The following is a 19,670-nucleotide window of genomic DNA, read 5'->3' on the forward strand; positions in this document are numbered from 1 at the left end:
TTGCGCGGATCTTCTTCGGCGGTGGCCGGAGCCGGTTCTGTCTCGGCAGGAGCGTCCGCCTGCTGCGCCGTTTTCTTGGCCTTCACGCGAGCCAGGGCGGCGGCGACTGCCGCTTTACGCGGATCGTCCTCTGTCGCGGCAGGGGCGGTGATGTCTGCGGCCGGTGCCTCTTTGCGCGCCTTCACGCGGGCCAGCGCCGCGGCCACGGCGGCCTTACGCGCGTCGTCGCCTGAGGTTGCCGGCGAGGCTTGTTCCGCTTCGGCCGCCAACTGGGCGCGCCGTTCACGCGCCTGCGCTTTACGCGCTTCGCGGGCGGCGATCATCTCTTTGTTGTCTGGCTGCTGGCCGTCGACCGGCGTAACCGCCGCTTCGGCATTCTTGCTGCGTACGCGCGCCAGTGCGGCCTGTACCGCCCCCTGATCGTCGTCGGTCAGTTTGACGGCGGCCTTTTTGTGCCGCTCTTCGCGCGCCAGTTTCTCGCGCTCCAGACGCGCCAGCTTGGCCTCGTAACGCGCCTTGGCCTCGGCGGTGCGCGCCGCTTCCAAATCGATAGCCTTGATTTCGGCCTTTTCCTGCCGGTAGTACTGCACCAGCGGAATGTTGCTGGGGCAGACGAACGCGCAGGCGCCGCATTCGATGCAATCGAACAGGTTGTGGTTGCGCGCCTTGTCGTGCTCCTGCCCGCGGCTGAACCAGTACAGCTGTTGCGGCAACAGCCCGGCAGGGCAAGCGTCCACGCACAGGCCGCAGCGGATGCAGGATTGCTCGGGTTCCTGCGGCGTCATTTCATCCACCGTCGGCGCCAGAATGCAGTTGCTGATCTTGACGATCGGCACGTTCAGCGCGGGCAGGGTAAAGCCCATCAGCGGGCCGCCCATCACCACCATCTGCTGCGCCTGCGGACGGAAACCGACGAAGTCAAGCAGGTGCTGCACCGGCGTGCCGATGCGCGCCCACAGGTTGCCAGGGCGCTCGACCGCCTCGCCGGTCAGGGTCACCACGCGCTCAATCAACGGTTCGCCGTCGACGATCGCCCGCTTGATGGCGAAGGCGGTGCCGACGTTTTGCATCAGCACGCCGATAGCGGAGGAGTGCTTGCCGTGCGGCACTTCCTTGCCGGTCAAAATCTTGGTCAGTTGCTTGGCGCCGCCGGACGGGTATTTGGTGGGGATGACGCGCAGGGCAATGCCGGTCTGGCCGCGCAACGCCTGTTTCAGCGCCGCGATCGCCTTTGGCTTGTTGTCTTCAATGCCGATCAGCGTGACCTTGGGCTGCAGAATGTGTTGCAGGATCTGCGTGCCTTCAACGATCTGATCGGCATGTTCCTGCATCAGGCGATCGTCGGCGGTGATGTAAGGCTCGCACTCGGCGGCGTTGAGGATCAGCGTTTCCACGCCGCTCATGCCGCCTTGCAGTTTACTGGCGGTCGGGAAACCGGCGCCGCCCAGACCGGCGATGCCGGCCTGATGAATACGTTGAATCAGCTCCGCGGCGGGCGATTGGCGGTAATCCGCCACCGGCTCGCGCTCGCACCAGCGGTCTTCGCCGTCTGCCTCGATAATCACGCACAGCTCCGACAGCCCGGAAGGGTGAGCGGTGATGTGCGGCGTGATGGCGCTAACGGTGCCCGAGGTCGGGGCGTGCACCGGCACGGTGCGCCCGCGGCCGACGGTCAGCGGCTGGCCTTTCAACACCCGATCGCCGGCGTTGACGCACAGTTCGCCTTCCGGTCCCAGATGCTGCTGCAGCGGAATGATAAAGGTCTTGGGCAGAGGGGCGACACGCAGCGGCGCGCCGCTCGACTGAGTCTTCATTTCCGGTGGATGGATCCCGCCGTCGAAATCCCAGATCCGGTCTTTTTTAAAGGCGGCGAACAGATTAAGCATGTTGCTCCACGTGGATCACTTGCACCGGGATCGTCTTCATGTCCCACTTCCAGTTGGCGGTGGTGGTGGCGACCGGTCTCATTTCAATACAGTCGGTAGGGCAAGGGGCGACGCACAGATCGCAGCCGGTACAGAGGTCGGTAATGACGGTATGCATGGCGCGGGTGGCGCCGACGATGGCGTCAACCGGGCAAGCCTGAATGCACTTGGTGCAGCCGATGCAGTTGGCCTCGTCGATATAGGCCACTTTACGCTCCGGCTCGGCGGCGGCTTCGCTGCCCAGCGGCTGCGGCTCCACGTTGAGCAGCTCCGCCAGTTTCAGCATCACCTGTTCGCCGCCCGGCGCGCATTTATTGATCATCTCGCCGTTGGCCACCGCCTCGGCATAGGGGCGACAGCCGGGGTAGCCGCACTGGCCGCACTGGCTCTGTGGCAAGATCGCGTCGACCTGCTCGGCGACCGGATCCTCTTCCACCTCAAAACGGCGCGCGGCGTAGCCCAGCACCAGTCCGAACAGCAGCCCGAGCGCGCTCAAAGCCGCGATAGCTATCCACAACGCAGTCATTAGAATTTCACCAGCCCGGTAAAGCCCATAAAGGCCAGCGACATCAGCCCGGCGGTGATCAGTGCGATCGAGGAGCCGCGGAACGGCGCCGGCACGTCGGCCACCGCCAGACGTTCGCGAATGGCGGCGAACAGCACCATCACCAGCGAGAAACCGGCGGCGGCGCTGAAACCGTAAACGGCGGACTGCAGGAAGTTATAACCGAGGTTGACGTTAAGCAACGCCACGCCCAGCACCGCGCAGTTGGTGGTGATCAGCGGCAGGAAGATGCCCAGCAGGCGATAGAGCGCCGGGCTGGTCTTGCGCACCACCATCTCGGTGAACTGCACCACCACGGCGATCACCAGAATGAAGGAGAGCGTGCGCAGATACACCAGATCCAGCGGAACCAGAATAAAGGTGTTGATCACCCAGGCGCTGACGGAGGCCAGCGTCATGACGAAGGTGGTGGCCATTCCCATGCCGATGGCGCTTTCCAGCTTCTTGGAAACGCCGAGGAACGGGCACAGGCCAAGAAACTTCACCAGAACGAAGTTGTTCACCAGTACGGTGCCGACAAACAGGAGCAGGTATTCGGTCATTGCGATGCCTAAAAAAATAAAAGCCGCCTATTATCGGGAATCGGCGGCCGGACGACAACATATGAATCGCAGGGGTATTGCCTTTTTTGGTGAAAATTTACACAAATCACCCAATAAAACGTGCTGCAATCGCCTTTAACGTTCGGTAAAGGTCCCTTTGACCCGCTGCGAACGCTTGATGTAAGGCACCAGCAGCGCCGCCATCAGCAGCGGCCAGCCGAGGCTGCGCACCGCCACTTCATCCGGCACCGGCGCGAAGGCGAAGGCTTTCACCGCCAGGATCACCGTGATCAGCAGCCATAACAGGAACAGTTTAGGGAAGCGCTGCGACCGCTGGCAAAACAGAAACACCAGCCACAGGGTGAAGCCCCACATCAAGAGCGTGGTCAGCACCGAAAAGTACCATTGCAGGGTAAACGCCTGGGCGTTGGTCAACAGATAGTCGCGCGACTCGGGCATGAAGATCGCCATGGCGTACAGGAGCAGCATCAGGCTGGCGCTGAGCAGGGTGACGATCAGATAGGCCAGCGGGGCCAGCAACCAACCGCCGATACGAGAGTATTCAGCTTGAGACATAAAACGGCTTCCTGATTGAATCGGGGATCACAGGCGGCATAGCTTAGCGGGTAATATAGGCTTCGTCATCCCTATCAACCGGATAGCTCGGCGTCGCGGGCTCGGGCCGCACGTTTGGCTACTCCGGCGCCGTGCCGACCCCGCTTCGAATTAACATCTCATTTACTTCTTGTTCCAGCCGTCCGCATGGTGTCAAATCGAAAGGGTCTGTCGTGAGCCTGCAAGAGGAAATCCCATGGCTGAGAAAATTCGTGTCGGGCTGGTCGGTTACGGCTACGCCAGCAAAACCTTTCATGCGCCGCTGATCGCCGGTACGCCCGGGCTGGAGCTGGCCGCCGTTTCCAGCAGCGATGCCGGCAAAGTGCGCGCGGACTGGCCGTCGATGACGGTGGTGGGCGATGCGCAGGCGCTGTTCGCCGATCCGGCCCTCGATCTGATCGTGATTCCTACCCCCAACGATACCCATTTCCCGCTGGCGCAACAGGCGCTGGCCGCCGGCAAGCACGTGGTCGTGGACAAACCGTTTACCGTGACATTGTCACAAGCTCAGGCGCTGCAGCAACAGGCGCAGCAGAGCGGTTTGCTGTTGTCGGTGTTCCACAACCGTCGCTGGGACAGCGATTTCCTGACCCTCAAAGCGCTGCTGAACGACGGTTCGCTGGGCGAGGTGGTGTACTTCGAGTCGCACTTCGATCGTTACCGGCCACAGGTGCGTCAGCGCTGGCGCGAACAGGGCGGCGTCGGCAGCGGCATCTGGTTCGATTTGGGGCCGCATCTGCTCGATCAGGCGCTGCAACTCTTCGGCAAACCCGAGCGGCTGTTTGTCGATCTGGGTGAGCTGCGGCCGGGGGCGCAGGCGGTGGACTATTTCCACGCGCTGCTGAGCTATGGCGATCGCCGTGTGGTGCTGCACGCCAGCATGCTGGCGGCGGCGGAGAGCCCGCGCTATGTGGTGCACGGCACCCGCGGCAGCTATGTCAAATACGGCCTGGATCCGCAGGAAGACCGGCTGAAGGCCGGCGAACGCTTGCCGCAGGCCGACTGGGGCTATGACATGCGCGAGGGTGTGGTGACGCTGTCACGCGGCGACCTGCTGGCGGAACAGCCGCTGCTCAATATTCCCGGCAACTACCCGGCTTATTACGCGGCGGTGCGCGACGCGATTGCCGGCATAGGCGAAAATCCGGTGCCGGCCGCCGACGCCATCGCGGTGATGGCATTGATCGAACTGGGGCTGGAATCGGCCCGGCTGCAGCAGGCGCTGCCGGTGGTCTGATCCCGCCCACTTTTCTGTGGCCCGGCGCAACGTCGGGCCTTTTTACGACTCTACGTGCAAGGAAATCCGTTTCATGTCCTGGTTGCAGCGTTTGCGCATTGATAAATTTTTGCTGGTTCTGATTTTGGTGGTGATCGTCGCCTCGCTGTTCCCCTGCGAAGGCATCTGGAAAACCTTCTTTGAACACCTGACCACCGCCGCCATCGCGCTGCTGTTCTTTATGCACGGCGCCAAGCTGTCGCGCGAGGCGATCATCGCCGGCATGAGTCACTGGAAGCTGCATCTGCTGGTGTTCCTCAGCACCTTTGCGCTGTTCCCGCTGCTCGGGCTGGCGATGAACCTGTTGGTGCCGGGCATCATGACGCCGACAGTCTATCTCGGCTTCCTCTATCTGTGTGCGCTACCGGCCACGGTGCAGTCGGCCATCGCCTTTACGTCGGCGGCGGGCGGCAACGTGGCGGCGGCGATCTGCAGCGCCTCGGCGTCGAGCATTCTCGGCGTGTTCCTGTCGCCGCTGCTGGTGGGGGCGTTGATGCATACTCAGGGCGGTAATACCGACGTGCTGCACGCCATCGGTTCAATCATTTTGCAATTGATGGTGCCGTTCGTGATCGGCCACCTGGCGCGGCCATTGATCGGCAAGTGGATCGATCGCCATCGCAAATTGATCAACCTGACCGACCGTTCGTCGATCCTGCTGGTGGTGTATACCGCGTTCAGTGCGGCGGTGGTGGAAGGGATTTGGCATCGCATCGACGGCTGGTCGCTGCTGACCATCCTGGTGATGTCGCTGGTGCTGCTGACGGTGGTGCTGGTGATCAACACCTACGCGGCGCGCTGGCTGGGCTTTAACACCGCCGATGAAATCACCATCGTCTTCTGCGGCTCGAAAAAGAGCCTGGCGAACGGCATCCCGATGGCCAACGTGCTGTTCCCGGCCGCGGCGGTGGGCGCGATGGTGCTGCCGCTGATGATTTTCCACCAGGTGCAACTGATGGTGTGCGCGGTGCTGGCGCAGCGCTATGCGCGTAAAACCGCCAAACAGCGGGCCGAGGCGGAGGCGCTGGCGGCCAAATAGGCCGCAGACCGCTAACGGCGGCCCAGCGCGTCGAGCAGAAAGTCGGCGCGCTCGTCCGGTGAGGCGCGCGGCAGTTCTTGCAGCTGATAGCCATAGCGGCGATAGACGGCCACCATCGCCCGGTAGGTCAGCTCGGCTTCGGCGAAAGATTGCTTTCTTTCGCTGTCCTGCGCGTAGATCGCTTGCCACGGCGGGGCGATGAACACCCTTTCGGCATAGCGGAAGGTGCCGATCGCCGCTGTCAAATGCGCGGGGATCGGCAGCCCGCACAGCGTGAGATACCCGGCGATATCCGGCAGCCCGCGATCGAAGAACCAGCATGTTTCCCCCGTTGCTTCGCGCCATGAGCGCAGTTCCCAATCGAGCATCCGCTCGGCGAAGGCCTGGCGATCGCCCCACGGCAGCGCATGGCCGCCGATACTCACCTGATCCTGAATAATCGCCCGGCCGGCTTCCTGCGAGTGCGGAAAGCCGCGGCGATGAAGAACGTCGATGAGCGTGCTTTTACCCGAACCCGGGCCGCCGGTCAGCACGATGCGGCGTGTTTTGTCAGACATGCGAAATTCCTCTCTTGCGGCAGAGTCATGGGGTAACACAGCGATAAAGACGAGCAGTCGGAAGAAGACGGCGGGGAGAGGGATGAGAAGAAGGCGCCGTTTGGCGCCTGGGGGGATTTAGCCCTGAACTTTGGCGCGCAGCGCCTGTTTTTCCTGCTCGCTGAGGAAAGCCAGCTTCAGGCCGTTTTCCTGCGCGGTGCGGATTTCTTCCGGTGTCAGCCCGGCCTGCGGCGCGGCGACGCGGTATTCATGCTCGATCTCGATGCCCTGAACCGCCGGATCGTCGGTGTTGATCGACGCCAGCACGCCGTGGCGCAGGAAGGTGGCCAGCGGATGCTGCGCCAGCGACGGCACGGTGCTGGTTTGTATGTTGGAGGTCAGGCAGGATTCGATGCCGATGCCGTGTTCCGCCAGGAAGTCCATCAGCGCCGGGTCTTCGACCGCTTTCACCCCGTGGCCGATACGTTCGGCGCCCAGCTCGCGGATCGCCTGCCAGATGCTTTCCGGGCCGGCGGCTTCGCCCGCGTGCACGGTGATGCGCAGGCCGGCGTCGCGGGCGCGGTTGAAGTGGCTGAGGAACAGGCTGCCTGGGAAGCCCAGCTCATCGCCCGCCAAATCCAGCGCGGTAATGCCGTCGCGGTGCGCCAGCAATCCTTCCAGTTCCTGCAGACAGGCGGCCTCGCCGAAGGTGCGGCTCATGATGCCGATCAGGCGAATGTCGATATCACGATCGCGGCAGCCCGAACGGATCCCGTCGATCACCGCTTCCACCACGCCGGCGACCGGCAGTTGATGCTTCATCGCCATGTAGTAAGGGGAGAAACGCAGCTCGGCATAGTGCAGGCCGGCGTTGGCGGCGTCCTCGACGTTTTCGTATGCCACCCGGCGGCAGGCGTCCAGATCGCCCAGCACCGCCACGCCCCAGTCCAGTTTCTGCAGGAAGCTGACCAGATCCGGTTCGGCATGGGTGATCTGCACGTGCGGGCGCAGGCTCTCCAAATCGTTGGCCGGCAGGGCGAGGTTGAACTGGCGGCCGAGGTCGAGAATGGTCTGCGCGCGGATGTTGCCGTCGAGATGGCGGTGAATATCGGTAAGCGGTAGGCGGGGATCGATCATGCTGGGCACTCGCTAATTATCGTAGGTAAAGTGCAGAACAGTATAAAAACAAATGGATGAAACTTGCCATCGCGTTGCATAAAAAAGTGATGCAAGTCACAAATAATGCGCGATATATCGCATTATCGTCATGAATCAGGCTTTCAACACGCTGACCCCCGCCTGCTGCAACGGCGCGATCAGCGCGTCATCGGTAGCCCGCTCAACGATGATGGTGTGCGCCAGCGTAATATCGCCGATCGCATACTGCGAGGCGGCATTAAGCTTGGCGGCGGAAGCCAGCACCACGGTTTCCGCCGCACGGGCCGCCAGCGCGCGCTTGATGTAGGCTTCTTCCAGATCGCCGGTGCTCAGCCCTGCGGTGGGGTGCACGCCGGTCACGCCCATGAAATAAATATCGGCGCGGATATGCGACATCGCTTCTACGGCGGCGGCGCCGACGCTGACGATCGAATGCTTATACAGTCGGCCGCCGATCAGGATCACCTCGACGGTGGGGTGATCGACCAGGCCCACGGCGACGCTGGGGCTGTGGGTGACGATGGTGGCGTTGAGGTTGGCCGGCAGTTGCCTGACCAGCTCTGCGGAGGTGGTGCCGCCGTCGATGATCACCACCTGGCCGGGGGCGATCAGCGCCGCCGCCGCTTTGGCGATCGCGCGTTTGGCGCCGGATTCCAATTGATTGCGTTCGGCGAAGCTGGCGATGGCGGAAGAAACCGGCAGGGCGCCGCCATGCACCCGTTGCAGCAACCCCTCGGCGTCCAGTTCGCGCAGATCGCGCCGGACCGTATCTTCCGACAGCCCGAACATCTCGCTGAGCTGTTTGGCCAAGACCTGACCCTCCTGGGCCAGTTTTTCCAAAATGATCTTCTTGCGCTGGCTGGTCAACATGGCCATTTCCTCTCAAATTTGCTATGCACGAAATATCTTGATCATACACGAAACTGCACGATAGTATCAATTTCCTTCCTCTGGCGGAGTAAACCGATGATAGCCACCAAAGACAGGGTTCGTATTGTCGAAACCCGGGTGTTGTCCGATGACTGGTACCTGCTGAAAAAAACCACCTTTGATTTTCTGCGGCGCGACGGCGTCTGGCAAAGGCAGAGCCGTGAGACTTACGATCGCGGCGACGGCGCCACCATTTTACTGTTCAACCGGAAGGCGCAAACGGTGATCCTGACGCGCCAGTTCCGCTTTCCGGTGTTCGTCAACGGTCATGACGGCATGCTGATTGAGGCCGCAGCCGGGCTGTTGGACGACGCGTCGCCGGAGGCGCGCATCCGCGCCGAAGTTGAAGAGGAAACCGGCTACTTCGTGCAGAACGTGGAGAAAGTGTTTGAGGCGTACATGAGCCCTGGTTCGGTCACCGAAAAGCTGCACTTTTTCGTCGGTGAATATCATGCGAGCGATCGCCTCAACGAGGGCGGCGGGCTGGCGGCGGAGGGGGAAGATCTGGAGGTGATCGAGCTGCCGCTGGCGCAGGCCCTGCAGGCGGTTCGTCAGGGTACGATCGTTGACGCCAAAACCATCATGCTGCTGCAGTTTGTCGCCTTGAATCGGACGTTGGAGGAACAACGATGAAAGCCCAACAAATCTTGATCGCCGGCCCTTATCGCAGCGGCACCGATGGCGATCCGCAGCGTATCGCCGCCAATCTGGCGCGCCTCGAACAGGCAGCGCTGGCGGTCTACCAACGGGGGCACGTGCCGGTGATCGGCGAATGGCTGGCGCTACCTTTGGCGGCCGCGGCCGGTTCCACTCAGGTTGGCGATGCGGTCAGCGAGGCGTTTCTTTACCCGGTGGCTCACCGACTGATTGCGCAGTGTCAGGCGGTGTATCGCATCGAAGGGGCGTCTGCGGGGGCCGATAACGACGTGCGGTTGGCTAACGAATGGGGATTGACGGCCTATCGTCATCTGGAGGAAATTCCGTCTGTTCAGGCGTAACCGAGGGGCGGGCAGAGGCTCGCCCCCTCGCGTTATTTCTCGTCCAGCACAAACTTCAACCCGGCGAGCAGTTTGTCCATGCCGGCTTCCAGCTTGCTGCGCGGGCAGCCGACGTTGAGGCGCAGGAACCCGCGGCCTTCTTCGCCGTAGGTAAAGCCCGGCATGATCGCCACCTTTTCACGCTCGATAAGCACCTGCTGCAGCGCCCGATCGTCCACGGCCAGCGGCCGCAGATCGATCCAGGCCAGATAGGTGGCCTGCGGCGGGCGCCAGCCCAGCGCGGGAAACGCCTCCGCCAGCCGTTCGGCGACGTAGGTCAGGTTATCCTGCAGATAGTCGCGCAGGGCGTCCAGCCAGGGTTCACCGCGCCGATAGGCGGCTACGTGCGCCGCCACCGCCAGCACCGCCGGCGAGGAGAGGCCGTCGCGGGATTTGAGCTGCTGGAAATAGGCTTCGCGGCTGGCGTCGTCGCTGATAAAGCCGTAGGCGCCGGTTAACGCCGGAATGTTAAAACTCTTGGAGCCGGAGGTCAGTAAGGCCCAGGGGCCGGTCGCCACCTGGCTCCAGGGCGTATGGCGGTGTGCGCCCCAGACCATGTCCATGTGGATTTCATCGCTGATCACGCGCACGTCGTGGCGTTCGCACAGTTCGGCCATCTGCTGCAGCTCTTCGCGGCGCCACACTTTGCCAGTGGGATTATGCGGGCTGCACAGTAGCAGGATCTTGGTCTGCGGCCGCGCCAGCAGCGCTTCGAGGTGCGCCATGTCGCAGCGCCAATCATCTGCGGCCTTGTGCAGCGGGCAGGCCAGCAGCTGGCGCTGGTTGGCGAGGATTACCTTATAGAAGGCGTCGTAGGCCGGGGTATGGGTCACCACGTAGTCGCCCGGCACGGACCATTGGCGGATCAGCTGCGCCGCCATGTAGATAACGGAAGGGCCGTACACCGCCGTTGTGGTGTCGATAGCGGTGTTGAAACGTTGTTGATACCAGTGGCGCAGCGCGCCGAGAAAATCCTCATGCTGCCAACGGCTGTAGCCCAGCACGCCGTGCTGCAGGCGCTGTTGCAGCGCCTCGAGAATGCACGGTGCGGTGGCGAAATCCATATCGGAGATGGTGAACGGCAGCAGGTCGGCGCTGCCGAAGCGATCGGCGATGTAATCCCACTGGGTGCACCAGGTGCCGTGGCGGTCGATCGGGGTAGAGAAATCAAACATGGGTGGCTCCCTGCAGCGCCGCGGCAGGGCGCGCCGTGGCTATCAGTGAGTCTAATTCATCCTTCACCGATTGCACCTGCGGGCCGATCACTACCTGCAGATTATGATCGTTGAGATGCACTACGCCGATGGCGCGGTTGGCCTTCAGCGCCGCGTCGTCCACCTGGCTCATGTCGTTGACTGACAGGCGCAGGCGGGTGATGCAGTTGTCCAGCGTAATGATGTTGTCCGGGCCGCCGAGCGCCGCCAAAATCGCCGGCACATTGTAGCCGGATTTGCCCGCCGCGCCGCTCGGCGCGTTTGGGGTGACGGCGCCGTCGCTCTCACGGCCCGGCGTTTTGATGTTAAAGCGCCGGATGGCGAAGCGGAAAATGGCGTAATAGCCGACGAACCAGATGGCGGCCACCACCGGCACCAGATACCACTTGGTGGCGGTGCCGTGCAGAATGCCGAACACCACGAAGTCGATAATGTTGCCGTCAGTGTTGCCGATGGTCACGCCCAGCAGCGCCATGACGGTAAAGCCCAGCCCGGTGAGCAGCGCATGGATCAGATAAAGGAACGGCGCGACGAACAGAAACAGAAACTCGATCGGCTCGGTGGTGCCACCGACGACGCAGGCCACCACGCCGGAAATCAACAGCCCCTTGATTTTATGGCGGTTCTCCGGTTTGGCGCAGTGGTACATCGCCAGCGCCGCGCCCGGCAGGCCGCCGAGGAACGCCGGCATTTTACCCTGCGACAGGAAGCGGGTGGCGCTTTCGGCGAAACCGGTGGTGGTCGGGCAGGAGAGCTGCGCCTGGAAGATGGTCAGGGCGCCGCTGACGCTGTGGCCGCACACCTCCATCGTGCCGCCCGCCTCGGTAAAGCGGATCAGCGCCACCAGTATGTGATGCAGTCCGAACGGCAACAGCAGGCGTTCGCCGGTGCCGAAAATCATCGGCCCGAAAATGCCGGCGCCATTGATCATGCGCCCCAGGCCGTTGATGCCGGCGGCGAACCATGGCCAGATCAGGGGGATGAGCAGGCCGCACAGGCCCAGCGTCACGGTGGTGACAATCGGCACGAAACGGGTGCCGCCGAAGAAGGCCAGCGCATCCGGCAGCCGGATGGTGTGGAAACGTTCATGCAGCAGATACACGATGATGCCGACGATCACTGCGCCGAGGATGCCGGTGTCGATCGACTGAATGCCGAGAATGTTTTGGATGTTGTTGGCCTTCAGCACCAGCGGATCGCTGGTCGGCAGCACGCCGGCGGCGGTCAGGTAGAAGTTGGTGGCCAGATTCAGCACGGCGAAGCCGACGAAGCCGGAGAAGGCGGCGACGCCCTTGTTGTCGCGCGCCATGCCCAGCGGAATGGCGATGGCGAACATCACCGGCAGGAAGCTGAAGGCGAAGGAGCCTATCTTGCTCATCCAGGTGAAGATCAGCTGGAAGATCGGATGGCCGATAAACGGCATCAGGGTGATCACGTCGCGGCTGCTCAGCGAGCTGCCGATCCCCAGCATGATGCCGCAGAAAGAGAGCAAGGCGACGGGCAACATGAATGTTTTGCCCAGGCTCTGGAAGAACTCCCAGAGGGTGATTTTGGGTTTATTGGCTGCTGACATAACCGACTTCTCCTGGCGAAAAGACGAGCAAAAAGGGGACTTCTGATTAGGTAAAAAGAAGATAAAACGTTTTACCTAGCAAAAATGCGCCGCCAATCACAAATCTGTCGCCCGGCTTTTGGCGACAATGCGGTGGGCAGTAAAACGTTTTACTGCATTGACGGATTCGGTATACCCTTGATCACTACGGCGCGGGTTGCCCAGGAACGGGTTCGCAGAGACTATGAGCATCAAAAAGATCACCATTACCGATGTGGCGCAACAGGCGGGCGTTTCGGTCACCACGGTTTCTCTGGTATTGAGCGGCAAGGGGCGGATTTCGCCGACCACCGTCGAGAAGGTCAATCAGGCGATAGAGCAGTTGGGCTACGTGCGCAATCGCCAGGCGGCGACGCTGCGCGGCGGCGAATCCGGGGTAATCGGCCTGATCCTGCGCGACATTTGCGAACCTTTCTATGCCGAAATGACCGCCGGGCTGAGTGAAGCGCTGGAGGCGCACGACAAACTGCTGTTTTTAACCCAGAGCGGGCGCGATGGTCAGGGGCTGCAGCGGGCGTTTGACGCGCTGCTGGCGCAGGGCGTCGACGGCATTGTGCTGGCGGGCGGCATCCGCGCGGCGGCCGGGCTGAAGGAAAAGGCGGCCGAGCAGGGCGTGCCGCTGGTGTGCGTGGCGCGCTCCAGCGGTCTTGAGGGCGTGGACGTGGTGCGGCCGGACAATATGCAGGCCGCCAAGCTGGCCACCGAATTTTTGATCAAACGCGGCCACAGCCAGATTGCTTATCTCGGCGGCCAGAGCGACTCGTTGACGCGCGCCGAAAGGTTGGGCGGATTTTGCGCCACGCTGTTGCAGTACGGCCTGCCGTTTCGCAGCGAATGGATCGTCGAGTGCGATTGCCAGCAGCGTGAGGCGGCGGAAGCGGCGGAACAGCTGCTGCGCCACTACCCGAATATCACCGCTGTCGTTTGCCACAAGGCGTCGGTGGCGCTTGGCGCCTATTTTGGCCTGACGCGCAGCGGCCGCAGCATCGGTTCGGACGGGGTCGACGCCTACTACGGCCGGCAGGTGGCGCTGATCGGTTTCGGCGACGTGCCGGAGGCCGAGCTGACCGAACCGCCGCTGACCTTTGTCTCCAGCTCGGCGCGGGAAGTGGGGCGCAGCGCCGCCGCGCGCCTGCTGCAGCGCATCAATGACGCCGATCTGCCGGCGCAGAACGTCATTTTGCCGCCGACGCTGATCCGGCGCGGCTCCGCCTAATCCCGCCGCTGTTCCTCTTCCGCTTCGCGGCAAATCCAGCCAATAAAAGCCTTCATCGCCGGCGTCAGATCCCGCGATTTCAAATGGGTCAGCCAGTAGGCGCCGAGCGCGGCCTCGGCGGCGAACGGCCGCTGCAGCGCGCCGGCGGCCAGTTCGCGGCGGAACATGCTGACCGGCGCCAGCGCCACGCCGTCGCACTGGAGCGCGCCTTCCACCATCAGCCTCGATGAGTCGAACACCGGGCCGTTGATTCGCCACGGCGTCACCTGCGCAGCCGTGAACCAGCGTTCCCATTCATCCTGGCGGTAAGTGCGCATCAGCAGTTCGTGCTGCAGATCCTGCGGCGTATGCAGCCGCGCGGCGACCGCCGGCGAGCAGAGCACCGTCAGCGGCGCGTCGAACAGCTTGATATTGCGGGTGGCGGGCCATAAACCTTCGCCGAAACGGATGGCGAAATCCATGCCGTCGGCCGACAGATTGACCAGGTTGTTGTGGGTCAGCACCCGCAGATCGATGAACGGATGCGCCGCGCGGAACGCCGCCAGCCGCGGCATCAGCCAGCCGACCGCGAAGGTGCCGACCACCGCCACCGTCAGCACTTCGTGGAAATGCCCGCCTTCGAACTGCTGCAACACCGCCTCGATGCGATCGAAAGCATCGCTCAACACCGGCAGCAGCGCCTGGCCCTCTTCGGTCAGATCCAACCCGCGCGGCAGGCGGCGGAACAGCTGAATGCCCAGCTGTTCTTCCAGCATGCGCACCTGCTGGCTGACGGCGGCCTGAGTGACGCGCAGCTCCAGACCGGCGCGGGTGAAGTTCAGGTGGCGGGCGGAGGATTCGAACGCCCGCAGGGCGTTGAGGGGAAGTCGATTGCGCATTGTTGATAGCCATAAGTTTTTCTTTATGCTGGCTGAAATTATTATCGCTTGTCAACCCGGCGGCAAAAACCGATATTTGGCGCGGCTGCCGCAAGATTGGCGGAGCCCGTAAAGGAATGACATCATCCATCAGGGAGTGCGCCGTGCGCAACGCCAATAAAAACTTTTGGCCGCGGCCGATGCCCTGCAACCGAAGAGCCTCTATCATGACGAAAATGAACCGCCTGGCGGCCGCGCTGATCGCCGCACTGATCTTGCCGACCGCACACGCCGCGCAGCAGCAGGATATCGACGCCGTTATTCAGCCGCTGATGAAAAAATACGGCGTGCCGGGCATGGCGATCGCCGTATCGGTCGATGGCAAACAGCAGATTTACCCGTATGGCGTCGCCTCGAAACAGACCGGCAAACCGATCACCGAGCAGACGCTGTTCGAAGTGGGGTCGCTGAGCAAAACCTTCACCGCGACGCTGGCGGTCTATGCGCAGCAGCAGGGCAAGCTGTCGTTCAGCGATCCGGCCAGCCATTATCTGCCTGAGCTGCGCGGCAGCGCCTTCGACGGCGTCAGCCTGCTGAATCTGGCGACCCACACATCCGGCCTGCCGCTGTTCGTGCCGGACGACGTGACCGACAACGCCCAACTGATGGCTTACTACCGGGCCTGGCAGCCGAAGCACCCGGCGGGCAGCTACCGCGTCTATTCCAACCTCGGTATCGGCATGCTGGGCATGATCGCCGCCAAGAGCCTCGATCGGCCGTTTATCCAGGCCATGGAGCAGGGCATGCTGCCGGCGCTGGGCATGAGCCACACCTACATTCAGGTGCCGGCGGCGCAGATGGCCAACTATGCCCAGGGTTACAACAAGGACGATAAGCCGGTGCGCGTCAATCCCGGCCCGCTGGACGCCGAATCTTACGGCATCAAATCCAACGCCCGCGATCTGATTCGTTACCTGGACGCCAACCTGCAGCAGGCGAAGGTCGCGCAGCCGTGGCGCGAGGCGCTGGCCGCCACGCACGTCGGCTATTACAAAGCGGGCGTGTTCACGCAGGATCTGATGTGGGAGAACTACCCGTACCCGGTGAAACTGTCGCGGCTGATCGAGGGCAACAACGCCGGGATGATCATGAACGGCACGCCGGCCACCGCCATCACGACGCCGCAGCCGGAGCTGCGCGCCGGTTGGTATAACAAAACCGGCTCGACCGGCGGTTTCTCCACCTACGCGGTGTTTATCCCGGCGAAAAATATCGCCGTGGTGATGCTGGCCAACAAATGGTTCCCGAACGACGATCGGGTCGAGGCGGCTTACCGCATCGTGCAAGCGCTGGATAAGCGCTGATCGTGGGGGGCGCCGTCGGGGCGCCCCTGTTACCGGTGCTGTCGCTCTCGCCGTTCGCGCATGAAATCGATAAAAGCGCGCAGCTTGAGCGGCAGATGCCTGCCGGCGGGAAAGTAGATGAAAAATCCCGATGCCTCGCTGGCATACTCCGGCAGCACCTCCACCAGATCGCCCTGCGCCAGTTCCTGCACCACCGTGCCCTGAAAACGTTGCGCGATCCCCAGGCCCGCCAACGCCGCATCCTTGATCAGCCGATCTTCGTTAAAGATCAAACTGCCGCTGACGTCCAGCGCCCGCTCATCGCCGTGCCGACTGAAATACCAGGGCTCCAATTTGCCGCTGCCGGGAAAACGGTAGCGCAGGCAATGGTGCGCGAGCAGATCGTCCGGCGTGGCCGGCGCGCCGCAACGCGTCAGATAATCGGGTGAGGCGACCAGCACCCGGCGCTGGCCGTTGTCGATCGGCACGGCGATCATGTCCTTTTGCAGCATGGCGTGCATGCGAATGCCGGCATCGAAACTGCCCAGCACCAGATCGGAAAAGCGGTCTTCGGTAAACAGCTCCAGCTGCACTTCGGGATAGCGCCGCTGAAACTCCGCCAGGTGCGGCATCACCAGCAGCGAAGCGGCCAGCTGCGGCAGCGTAATGCGCAGCAGGCCCGCCGGCTGCGCGCCCAGGGTGCGCACGTCGTCCGCCGCCACGTCGATCTGGCTCATGGCCGGCGACACCTTCTGATAGAACAACCGGCCCTCGTCGCTGAGGCGCACCGAGCGGCTGGTGCGGTGGAATAAGCGCACCCCCAGCTGATTCTCCAGCGCCTGAATGTTTTGCGACACCGCCGGCGGCGTGACGCCCAGTTGGTTGGCCGCGCGGGTGAAGTTGCCCAGCCGCGCGACGGCTTCGAAATAGGGCAGCAGCTGCAGGAGTGAACTCATCTATCAATAACCTGTGCTTAATGATTCATTAAATTATGCCTTATTTTAATTTATGACGAACGTTTTAGACTGATTTTTACTTTCCCTCAGCGAGATAAAAATCATGTCGGCAGAACAACGGGCGTTAACAGAACGGATCGCGGCGATCGATCAACAGGCGATGGCCGAAGGGCGCATCGTGGGCAGCGTGGTGCTGGTGGCGCGGCGGGGTGAAATTTGCTACGCCAGTGCGGCCGGTTATGCCGATCGCGAAGCGCGGCAACCGATGCGGCGAGAAACGCAGTTTCGGCTGTCGTCGGTTTCCAAACCCTATACCACGCTGGCGGCGTTGCGCCTGATTGAACGAGGCAAGCTGAGCCTCGACGATGCGGTCAGCGACTGGCTGCCGTGGTTTACACCGGCGCTGGCCGACGGCCGGTGCCCGACGATCAAGATTCGTCATTTGCTGAGTCATACCGCCGGGCTCGACTATCGGCTGAACCAACCGCCGGCAGGCGTTTACCATCAGTTGGGGATCCAGGACGGCGTGGAGCTGTCGGCGTTGACGCTGGAGCAAAACCTGCGGCTGTTGGCGCAGGCGCCGTTGCTGTCGGAACCGGGCGCGCGCTTCAACTATTCGCTGGCGATCGACGTGCTCGGCGCGGTGCTGGAGCGAGTGACGGGCATGTCGCTGCCGCAGTTGTTTGTCGAATGGGTGGCGCGGCCGCTGGGGCTCGGCAATACCGCGTTCCATGCGACCCATGCCGCTAACCTGGCGACGCCTTATTACAATACGCCGCAGGGGCCGCGGCGCATGCCGGAAGGCGTGCGGATCGCCTTGCCGGAAGGCATGGCGGGGGGAGAAGTGACGTTCTCGCCGGCGCGCGCGCTTAACGTCGGAGCCTATCCCTCCGGCGGCGCGGGCATGGTCGGTGATGCCGACGACGTGCTGCGGCTGGTGGAGGCACTGCGCAGCGGCGGGCAGGGCATTTTGCAACCGGATACGGTGGCGTTGCTGCGTCACCCGCACGTCGGCGCCGAGGCGCAAACGCAAGGGCCGGGCTGGGGCTTCGGCTTTGGCGGCGCGCTGCTGGTGGATCCAGACGCTGCGCAGACGCCGCAGCATGCCGGTACCCTGACCTGGGGCGGCGTTTACGGCCACAGCTGGTTCTTTGATCCAGAGGCGCAGCTGAGCGTGGTTGTCTTGACCAATACCGCATTTGAGGGCATGTGTGGCCGCTACCCGCAGCAGATCCGCGATGCGGTTTATGCGGCGTAAATAAAAAGGGCCCCGCAGGGGGCCCTTGTTAAGGCTTTCAGGCGATTACTGCGCCGGTGCCGGAGCGGGTTCCGCTTCCTGCGCCGGTTCAGCGTCTTCCGCCGGGGCGCCCAGCATGGCGAACTGGCTGATGAACTCCTGCAGCGACATTTTGTTGCCGTTCAGGTCAACCTGATTGTCAGCGTAGTGGAACTTGCTCGCGATCACGCCGTCTTTCTGGGTGGTCAGCTTGAACATCTGACCCATGGCAGCCAGGCCCTGCACTTGCTGCTGCGCCAGTTTCTGCGCGTCTTCCTCATTGTAACCCTGCAACAAGGCGGTCTTCGCGGTCACTTCGGTAGCCATCGCTTCCGGAATGGTCAGGCTGAGATCCAGCTTTTTAACCGCCTGAGCGATCACTTGATCCGGCGACTGTGCCGGGGAGGCGGCCTTGCTCGGATCGGTCATCGCCAGATCCAGCGTGAAGATGCTCTCACCCTTGCTGTTTTTCCAGCTCAGCGGGGCGATGCTGAGGCTTGGGTTGCCTTTCAGCAGCATCGGCAGGTTCTTTTGCAGCATCTCGGAGGTCTGCTGTTCGTAGACGTCCGGATCCAGGTTCTCGCCCTGCTGCAGCAGCGCCATGGTTTGGCGGTTGTAGCTGTCGGAGAAGTCTTTCAGCGCCTTGCCGTCGACGTTGTCGATTTTCAGCGTCAGTTTACCGGCGCCGAAGTCGTTGCCCTGCACCTTGAGCGCGTCCATGGTGTAATCGATCTGGCCGCCGATATTGCTGCTGCCTTGCTCGCCGAACTTGCTCACCAGATTGAAACCGTCCAACGCCACGGTGTCTTTACCGTCGATCGTCAGTTTGAACTGCTTCAGGGTCATCGTCTGATCGCCGAGCTTCACGCCGAACTTGCTTTCGTTGCTGTTGCCTTTCAGGTTGAAGCCCTGGAAGGTGATCTGCTCGTTTTGGCCGAATTCGTTCGGGCTGGCGAACACGATAGTGTCGCTATTGGCGTCCAGCGCGATTTTTTTCAGATCGCGGGACACGTCGGCGTCAATGGTGGCGCCGCTGAATTTCAGCGAAGATTTATCCTTCTGGTAGTCCAGTGGGATAAAGTCGATGGTGGACGCAGTATCGCCGCTGTACGAGATGCGCGAATCGGCGGTAAACAGCGATTTGCCTTTGGTGGTTTCAAACAGGCCTTTCACCGCCGGGGTGTTTTCCAGCTCGGTATGCACCGACGCCATGCTCGGCAGCAGGTTGAATTTTTTCAGCTGCGCGAACGGGAACGGACCGTGATCGATGGTTTCCAGGAACGCCACTTCTTCACCGGCTTTCAGCGCCGCGTTTTCGCTGGTATCCGTGCCATCGGAACGCAGCACATAACGCACTTTACTGCTGAACAGGCCGCGCTGGTAATTTTCATAGCTCAGCTTGACGCCGGCTTTCGGCAGATAGGCTTTCAGTTGGCCGTTGGCGTTGTCGACGACTTCGCCCATGTGCTGCTCGATCTGTTTCCCGGTGTACCAGGATGCCCCGGTCCATGCTGCGCCAAGAACGACAATGACGCTGACAGCGACTAACGATTTTTTCATAGCTCTGTTTCAT

The 19,670-nt window shown here is 62.4% G+C and carries 19 protein-coding genes; 7 read left to right on the plus strand and 12 right to left on the minus strand.

Annotated features, from left to right (window positions below):
• The 4 genes from rsxC to HWW83_RS06585 all read right to left on the minus strand — a co-directional run.
• Positions 1-1,886 (minus strand): electron transport complex subunit RsxC (gene rsxC / locus HWW83_RS06570; protein WP_176589138.1); only part of this gene is annotated, 1,886 nt, incomplete at its 3' end.
• Positions 1,879-2,451 (minus strand): electron transport complex subunit RsxB, encoded by a 573-nt coding sequence (gene rsxB, locus HWW83_RS06575; RefSeq protein WP_004938428.1) that lies wholly within the window; start codon positions 2,449-2,451, stop codon positions 1,879-1,881. The genes rsxC and rsxB, both read right to left, overlap by 8 nt.
• Positions 2,451-3,032 carry an electron transport complex subunit RsxA gene (rsxA, locus tag HWW83_RS06580; protein ID WP_004938443.1) on the minus strand — a complete coding sequence of 194 codons (582 nt, stop codon included), beginning with the start codon at positions 3,030-3,032 and terminating at the stop codon, positions 2,451-2,453. The genes rsxB and rsxA overlap by 1 nt, the downstream gene beginning before the upstream one ends.
• Before the next feature lie 135 nt (positions 3,033-3,167).
• Positions 3,168-3,608 carry a DUF2569 domain-containing protein gene (locus HWW83_RS06585; protein WP_004938446.1) on the minus strand — a complete coding sequence of 147 codons (441 nt, stop codon included), beginning with the start codon at positions 3,606-3,608 and terminating at the stop codon, positions 3,168-3,170.
• Positions 3,609-3,843: 235 nt separating this feature from the next.
• On the opposite strand from HWW83_RS06585, the gene HWW83_RS06590 reads away from it, so the two are divergent.
• Both HWW83_RS06590 and HWW83_RS06595 read left to right on the plus strand, forming a co-directional pair.
• Complete coding sequence (locus tag HWW83_RS06590; protein WP_033642953.1) at positions 3,844-4,884, plus strand: oxidoreductase; 1,041 nt, start codon at positions 3,844-3,846, stop codon at positions 4,882-4,884.
• Between the two features lie 73 nt (positions 4,885-4,957).
• Entirely contained in the window at positions 4,958-5,962 is a 1,005-nt protein-coding gene (locus HWW83_RS06595) for a bile acid:sodium symporter family protein (protein ID WP_033640474.1), read from the plus strand.
• An 11-nt stretch (positions 5,963-5,973) separates the two neighbouring features.
• Here HWW83_RS06595 and HWW83_RS06600 read toward each other — a convergent pair whose 3' ends face one another.
• The 3 genes from HWW83_RS06600 to HWW83_RS06610 all read right to left on the minus strand — a co-directional run bounded on the left by HWW83_RS06600 (position 5,974) and on the right by HWW83_RS06610 (position 8,526).
• Entirely contained in the window at positions 5,974-6,519 is a 546-nt protein-coding gene (locus HWW83_RS06600; protein WP_046686979.1) for an AAA family ATPase, read from the minus strand.
• Between the two features lie 117 nt (positions 6,520-6,636).
• Positions 6,637-7,635, minus strand: a complete 999-nt coding sequence (gene add / locus HWW83_RS06605; protein WP_016927887.1) for an adenosine deaminase — start codon at positions 7,633-7,635, stop codon at positions 6,637-6,639.
• 135 nt (positions 7,636-7,770) lie between these two features.
• The gene (locus HWW83_RS06610) at positions 7,771-8,526 is read right to left on the minus strand and encodes a DeoR/GlpR family DNA-binding transcription regulator (RefSeq protein ID WP_042784408.1); all 756 of its coding nucleotides are present in this window, start codon (positions 8,524-8,526) and stop codon (positions 7,771-7,773) included.
• 96 nt (positions 8,527-8,622) lie between these two features.
• Between HWW83_RS06610 and HWW83_RS06615 the strand changes: the two genes are divergently transcribed.
• Together HWW83_RS06615 and HWW83_RS06620 are read left to right on the plus strand one after the other, a co-directional pair.
• Complete coding sequence (locus HWW83_RS06615; protein WP_176589139.1) at positions 8,623-9,219, plus strand: NUDIX domain-containing protein; 597 nt, start codon at positions 8,623-8,625, stop codon at positions 9,217-9,219.
• Entirely contained in the window at positions 9,216-9,584 is a 369-nt protein-coding gene (locus HWW83_RS06620) for an NUDIX hydrolase (protein ID WP_176589140.1), read from the plus strand. The genes HWW83_RS06615 and HWW83_RS06620 overlap by 4 nt, the downstream gene beginning before the upstream one ends.
• A 32-nt stretch (positions 9,585-9,616) precedes the next feature.
• Here the strand turns inward: HWW83_RS06620 and HWW83_RS06625 are convergent, their stop codons facing one another.
• Together HWW83_RS06625 and malX are read right to left on the minus strand one after the other, a co-directional pair.
• Positions 9,617-10,798, minus strand: a complete 1,182-nt coding sequence (locus HWW83_RS06625; protein WP_103101423.1) for a MalY/PatB family protein — start codon at positions 10,796-10,798, stop codon at positions 9,617-9,619.
• Positions 10,791-12,410 (minus strand): maltose/glucose-specific PTS transporter subunit IIBC, encoded by a 1,620-nt coding sequence (malX, locus tag HWW83_RS06630; RefSeq protein WP_176589141.1) that lies wholly within the window; start codon positions 12,408-12,410, stop codon positions 10,791-10,793. Before malX ends, HWW83_RS06625 begins: the two co-directional genes overlap by 8 nt.
• 223 nt (positions 12,411-12,633) lie before the next feature.
• Here malX and HWW83_RS06635 point away from each other — a divergent pair, with 223 nt between their 5' ends.
• A complete protein-coding gene (locus HWW83_RS06635) occupies positions 12,634-13,665 on the plus strand; it encodes a Mal regulon transcriptional regulator MalI (protein WP_033642962.1) in 1,032 nt (343 codons plus the stop codon).
• Here HWW83_RS06635 and HWW83_RS06640 read toward each other — a convergent pair.
• A complete protein-coding gene (locus HWW83_RS06640; protein WP_033650493.1) occupies positions 13,662-14,543 on the minus strand; it encodes a LysR family transcriptional regulator in 882 nt (293 codons plus the stop codon). The two genes, HWW83_RS06635 and HWW83_RS06640, sit on opposite strands and share 4 nt — an antisense overlap.
• A 206-nt stretch (positions 14,544-14,749) precedes the next feature.
• Here HWW83_RS06640 and blaSRT point away from each other — a divergent pair, with 206 nt between their 5' ends.
• The gene (gene blaSRT / locus HWW83_RS06645; protein ID WP_116286971.1) at positions 14,750-15,886 is read left to right on the plus strand and encodes an SRT/SST family class C beta-lactamase; all 1,137 of its coding nucleotides are present in this window, start codon (positions 14,750-14,752) and stop codon (positions 15,884-15,886) included.
• Between the two features lie 29 nt (positions 15,887-15,915).
• Here the strand turns inward: blaSRT and HWW83_RS06650 are convergent, their stop codons facing one another.
• Positions 15,916-16,821: a LysR family transcriptional regulator gene (locus tag HWW83_RS06650; protein WP_176589142.1), complete on the minus strand. Its 906-nt coding sequence runs from the start codon at positions 16,819-16,821 to the stop codon at positions 15,916-15,918.
• 103 nt (positions 16,822-16,924) lie between these two features.
• Here HWW83_RS06650 and HWW83_RS06655 point away from each other — a divergent pair, with 103 nt between their 5' ends.
• The gene (locus HWW83_RS06655; protein WP_116286973.1) at positions 16,925-18,079 is read left to right on the plus strand and encodes a serine hydrolase domain-containing protein; all 1,155 of its coding nucleotides are present in this window, start codon (positions 16,925-16,927) and stop codon (positions 18,077-18,079) included.
• Positions 18,080-18,124: 45 nt separating this feature from the next.
• On the opposite strand, the gene HWW83_RS06660 is transcribed toward HWW83_RS06655, so the two are convergent.
• Positions 18,125-19,657 (minus strand): YdgA family protein, encoded by a 1,533-nt coding sequence (locus HWW83_RS06660; protein WP_172756178.1) that lies wholly within the window; start codon positions 19,655-19,657, stop codon positions 18,125-18,127.
• Positions 19,658-19,670: the final 13 nt, after the last annotated feature.

This window comes from Serratia ureilytica, assembly GCF_013375155.1.
Lineage (GTDB): Bacteria > Pseudomonadota > Gammaproteobacteria > Enterobacterales > Enterobacteriaceae > Serratia > Serratia ureilytica.

Excerpts from the sequence above, each read along its gene's own strand:
- rsxB (WP_004938428.1), bottom strand. The coding sequence starts at position 2,451 with ATGACTGCGTTGTGGATAGCTATCGCGGCTTTGAGCGCGCTCGGGCTG.
- rsxA (WP_004938443.1), bottom strand. The coding sequence starts at position 3,032 with ATGACCGAATACCTGCTCCTGTTTGTCGGCACCGTACTGGTGAACAAC.
- HWW83_RS06585 (WP_004938446.1), bottom strand. The coding sequence starts at position 3,608 with ATGTCTCAAGCTGAATACTCTCGTATCGGCGGTTGGTTGCTGGCCCCG.
- HWW83_RS06590 (WP_033642953.1), top strand. The coding sequence starts at position 3,844 with ATGGCTGAGAAAATTCGTGTCGGGCTGGTCGGTTACGGCTACGCCAGC.
- HWW83_RS06595 (WP_033640474.1), top strand. The coding sequence starts at position 4,958 with ATGTCCTGGTTGCAGCGTTTGCGCATTGATAAATTTTTGCTGGTTCTG.
- HWW83_RS06600 (WP_046686979.1), bottom strand. The coding sequence starts at position 6,519 with ATGTCTGACAAAACACGCCGCATCGTGCTGACCGGCGGCCCGGGTTCG.
- add (WP_016927887.1), bottom strand. The coding sequence starts at position 7,635 with ATGATCGATCCCCGCCTACCGCTTACCGATATTCACCGCCATCTCGAC.
- HWW83_RS06610 (WP_042784408.1), bottom strand. The coding sequence starts at position 8,526 with ATGTTGACCAGCCAGCGCAAGAAGATCATTTTGGAAAAACTGGCCCAG.
- HWW83_RS06615 (WP_176589139.1), top strand. The coding sequence starts at position 8,623 with ATGATAGCCACCAAAGACAGGGTTCGTATTGTCGAAACCCGGGTGTTG.
- HWW83_RS06620 (WP_176589140.1), top strand. The coding sequence starts at position 9,216 with ATGAAAGCCCAACAAATCTTGATCGCCGGCCCTTATCGCAGCGGCACC.
- HWW83_RS06625 (WP_103101423.1), bottom strand. The coding sequence starts at position 10,798 with ATGTTTGATTTCTCTACCCCGATCGACCGCCACGGCACCTGGTGCACC.
- malX (WP_176589141.1), bottom strand. The coding sequence starts at position 12,410 with ATGTCAGCAGCCAATAAACCCAAAATCACCCTCTGGGAGTTCTTCCAG.
- HWW83_RS06635 (WP_033642962.1), top strand. The coding sequence starts at position 12,634 with ATGAGCATCAAAAAGATCACCATTACCGATGTGGCGCAACAGGCGGGC.
- HWW83_RS06640 (WP_033650493.1), bottom strand. The coding sequence starts at position 14,543 with ATGCGCAATCGACTTCCCCTCAACGCCCTGCGGGCGTTCGAATCCTCC.
- blaSRT (WP_116286971.1), top strand. The coding sequence starts at position 14,750 with ATGACGAAAATGAACCGCCTGGCGGCCGCGCTGATCGCCGCACTGATC.
- HWW83_RS06650 (WP_176589142.1), bottom strand. The coding sequence starts at position 16,821 with ATGAGTTCACTCCTGCAGCTGCTGCCCTATTTCGAAGCCGTCGCGCGG.
- HWW83_RS06655 (WP_116286973.1), top strand. The coding sequence starts at position 16,925 with ATGTCGGCAGAACAACGGGCGTTAACAGAACGGATCGCGGCGATCGAT.
- HWW83_RS06660 (WP_172756178.1), bottom strand. The coding sequence starts at position 19,657 with ATGAAAAAATCGTTAGTCGCTGTCAGCGTCATTGTCGTTCTTGGCGCA.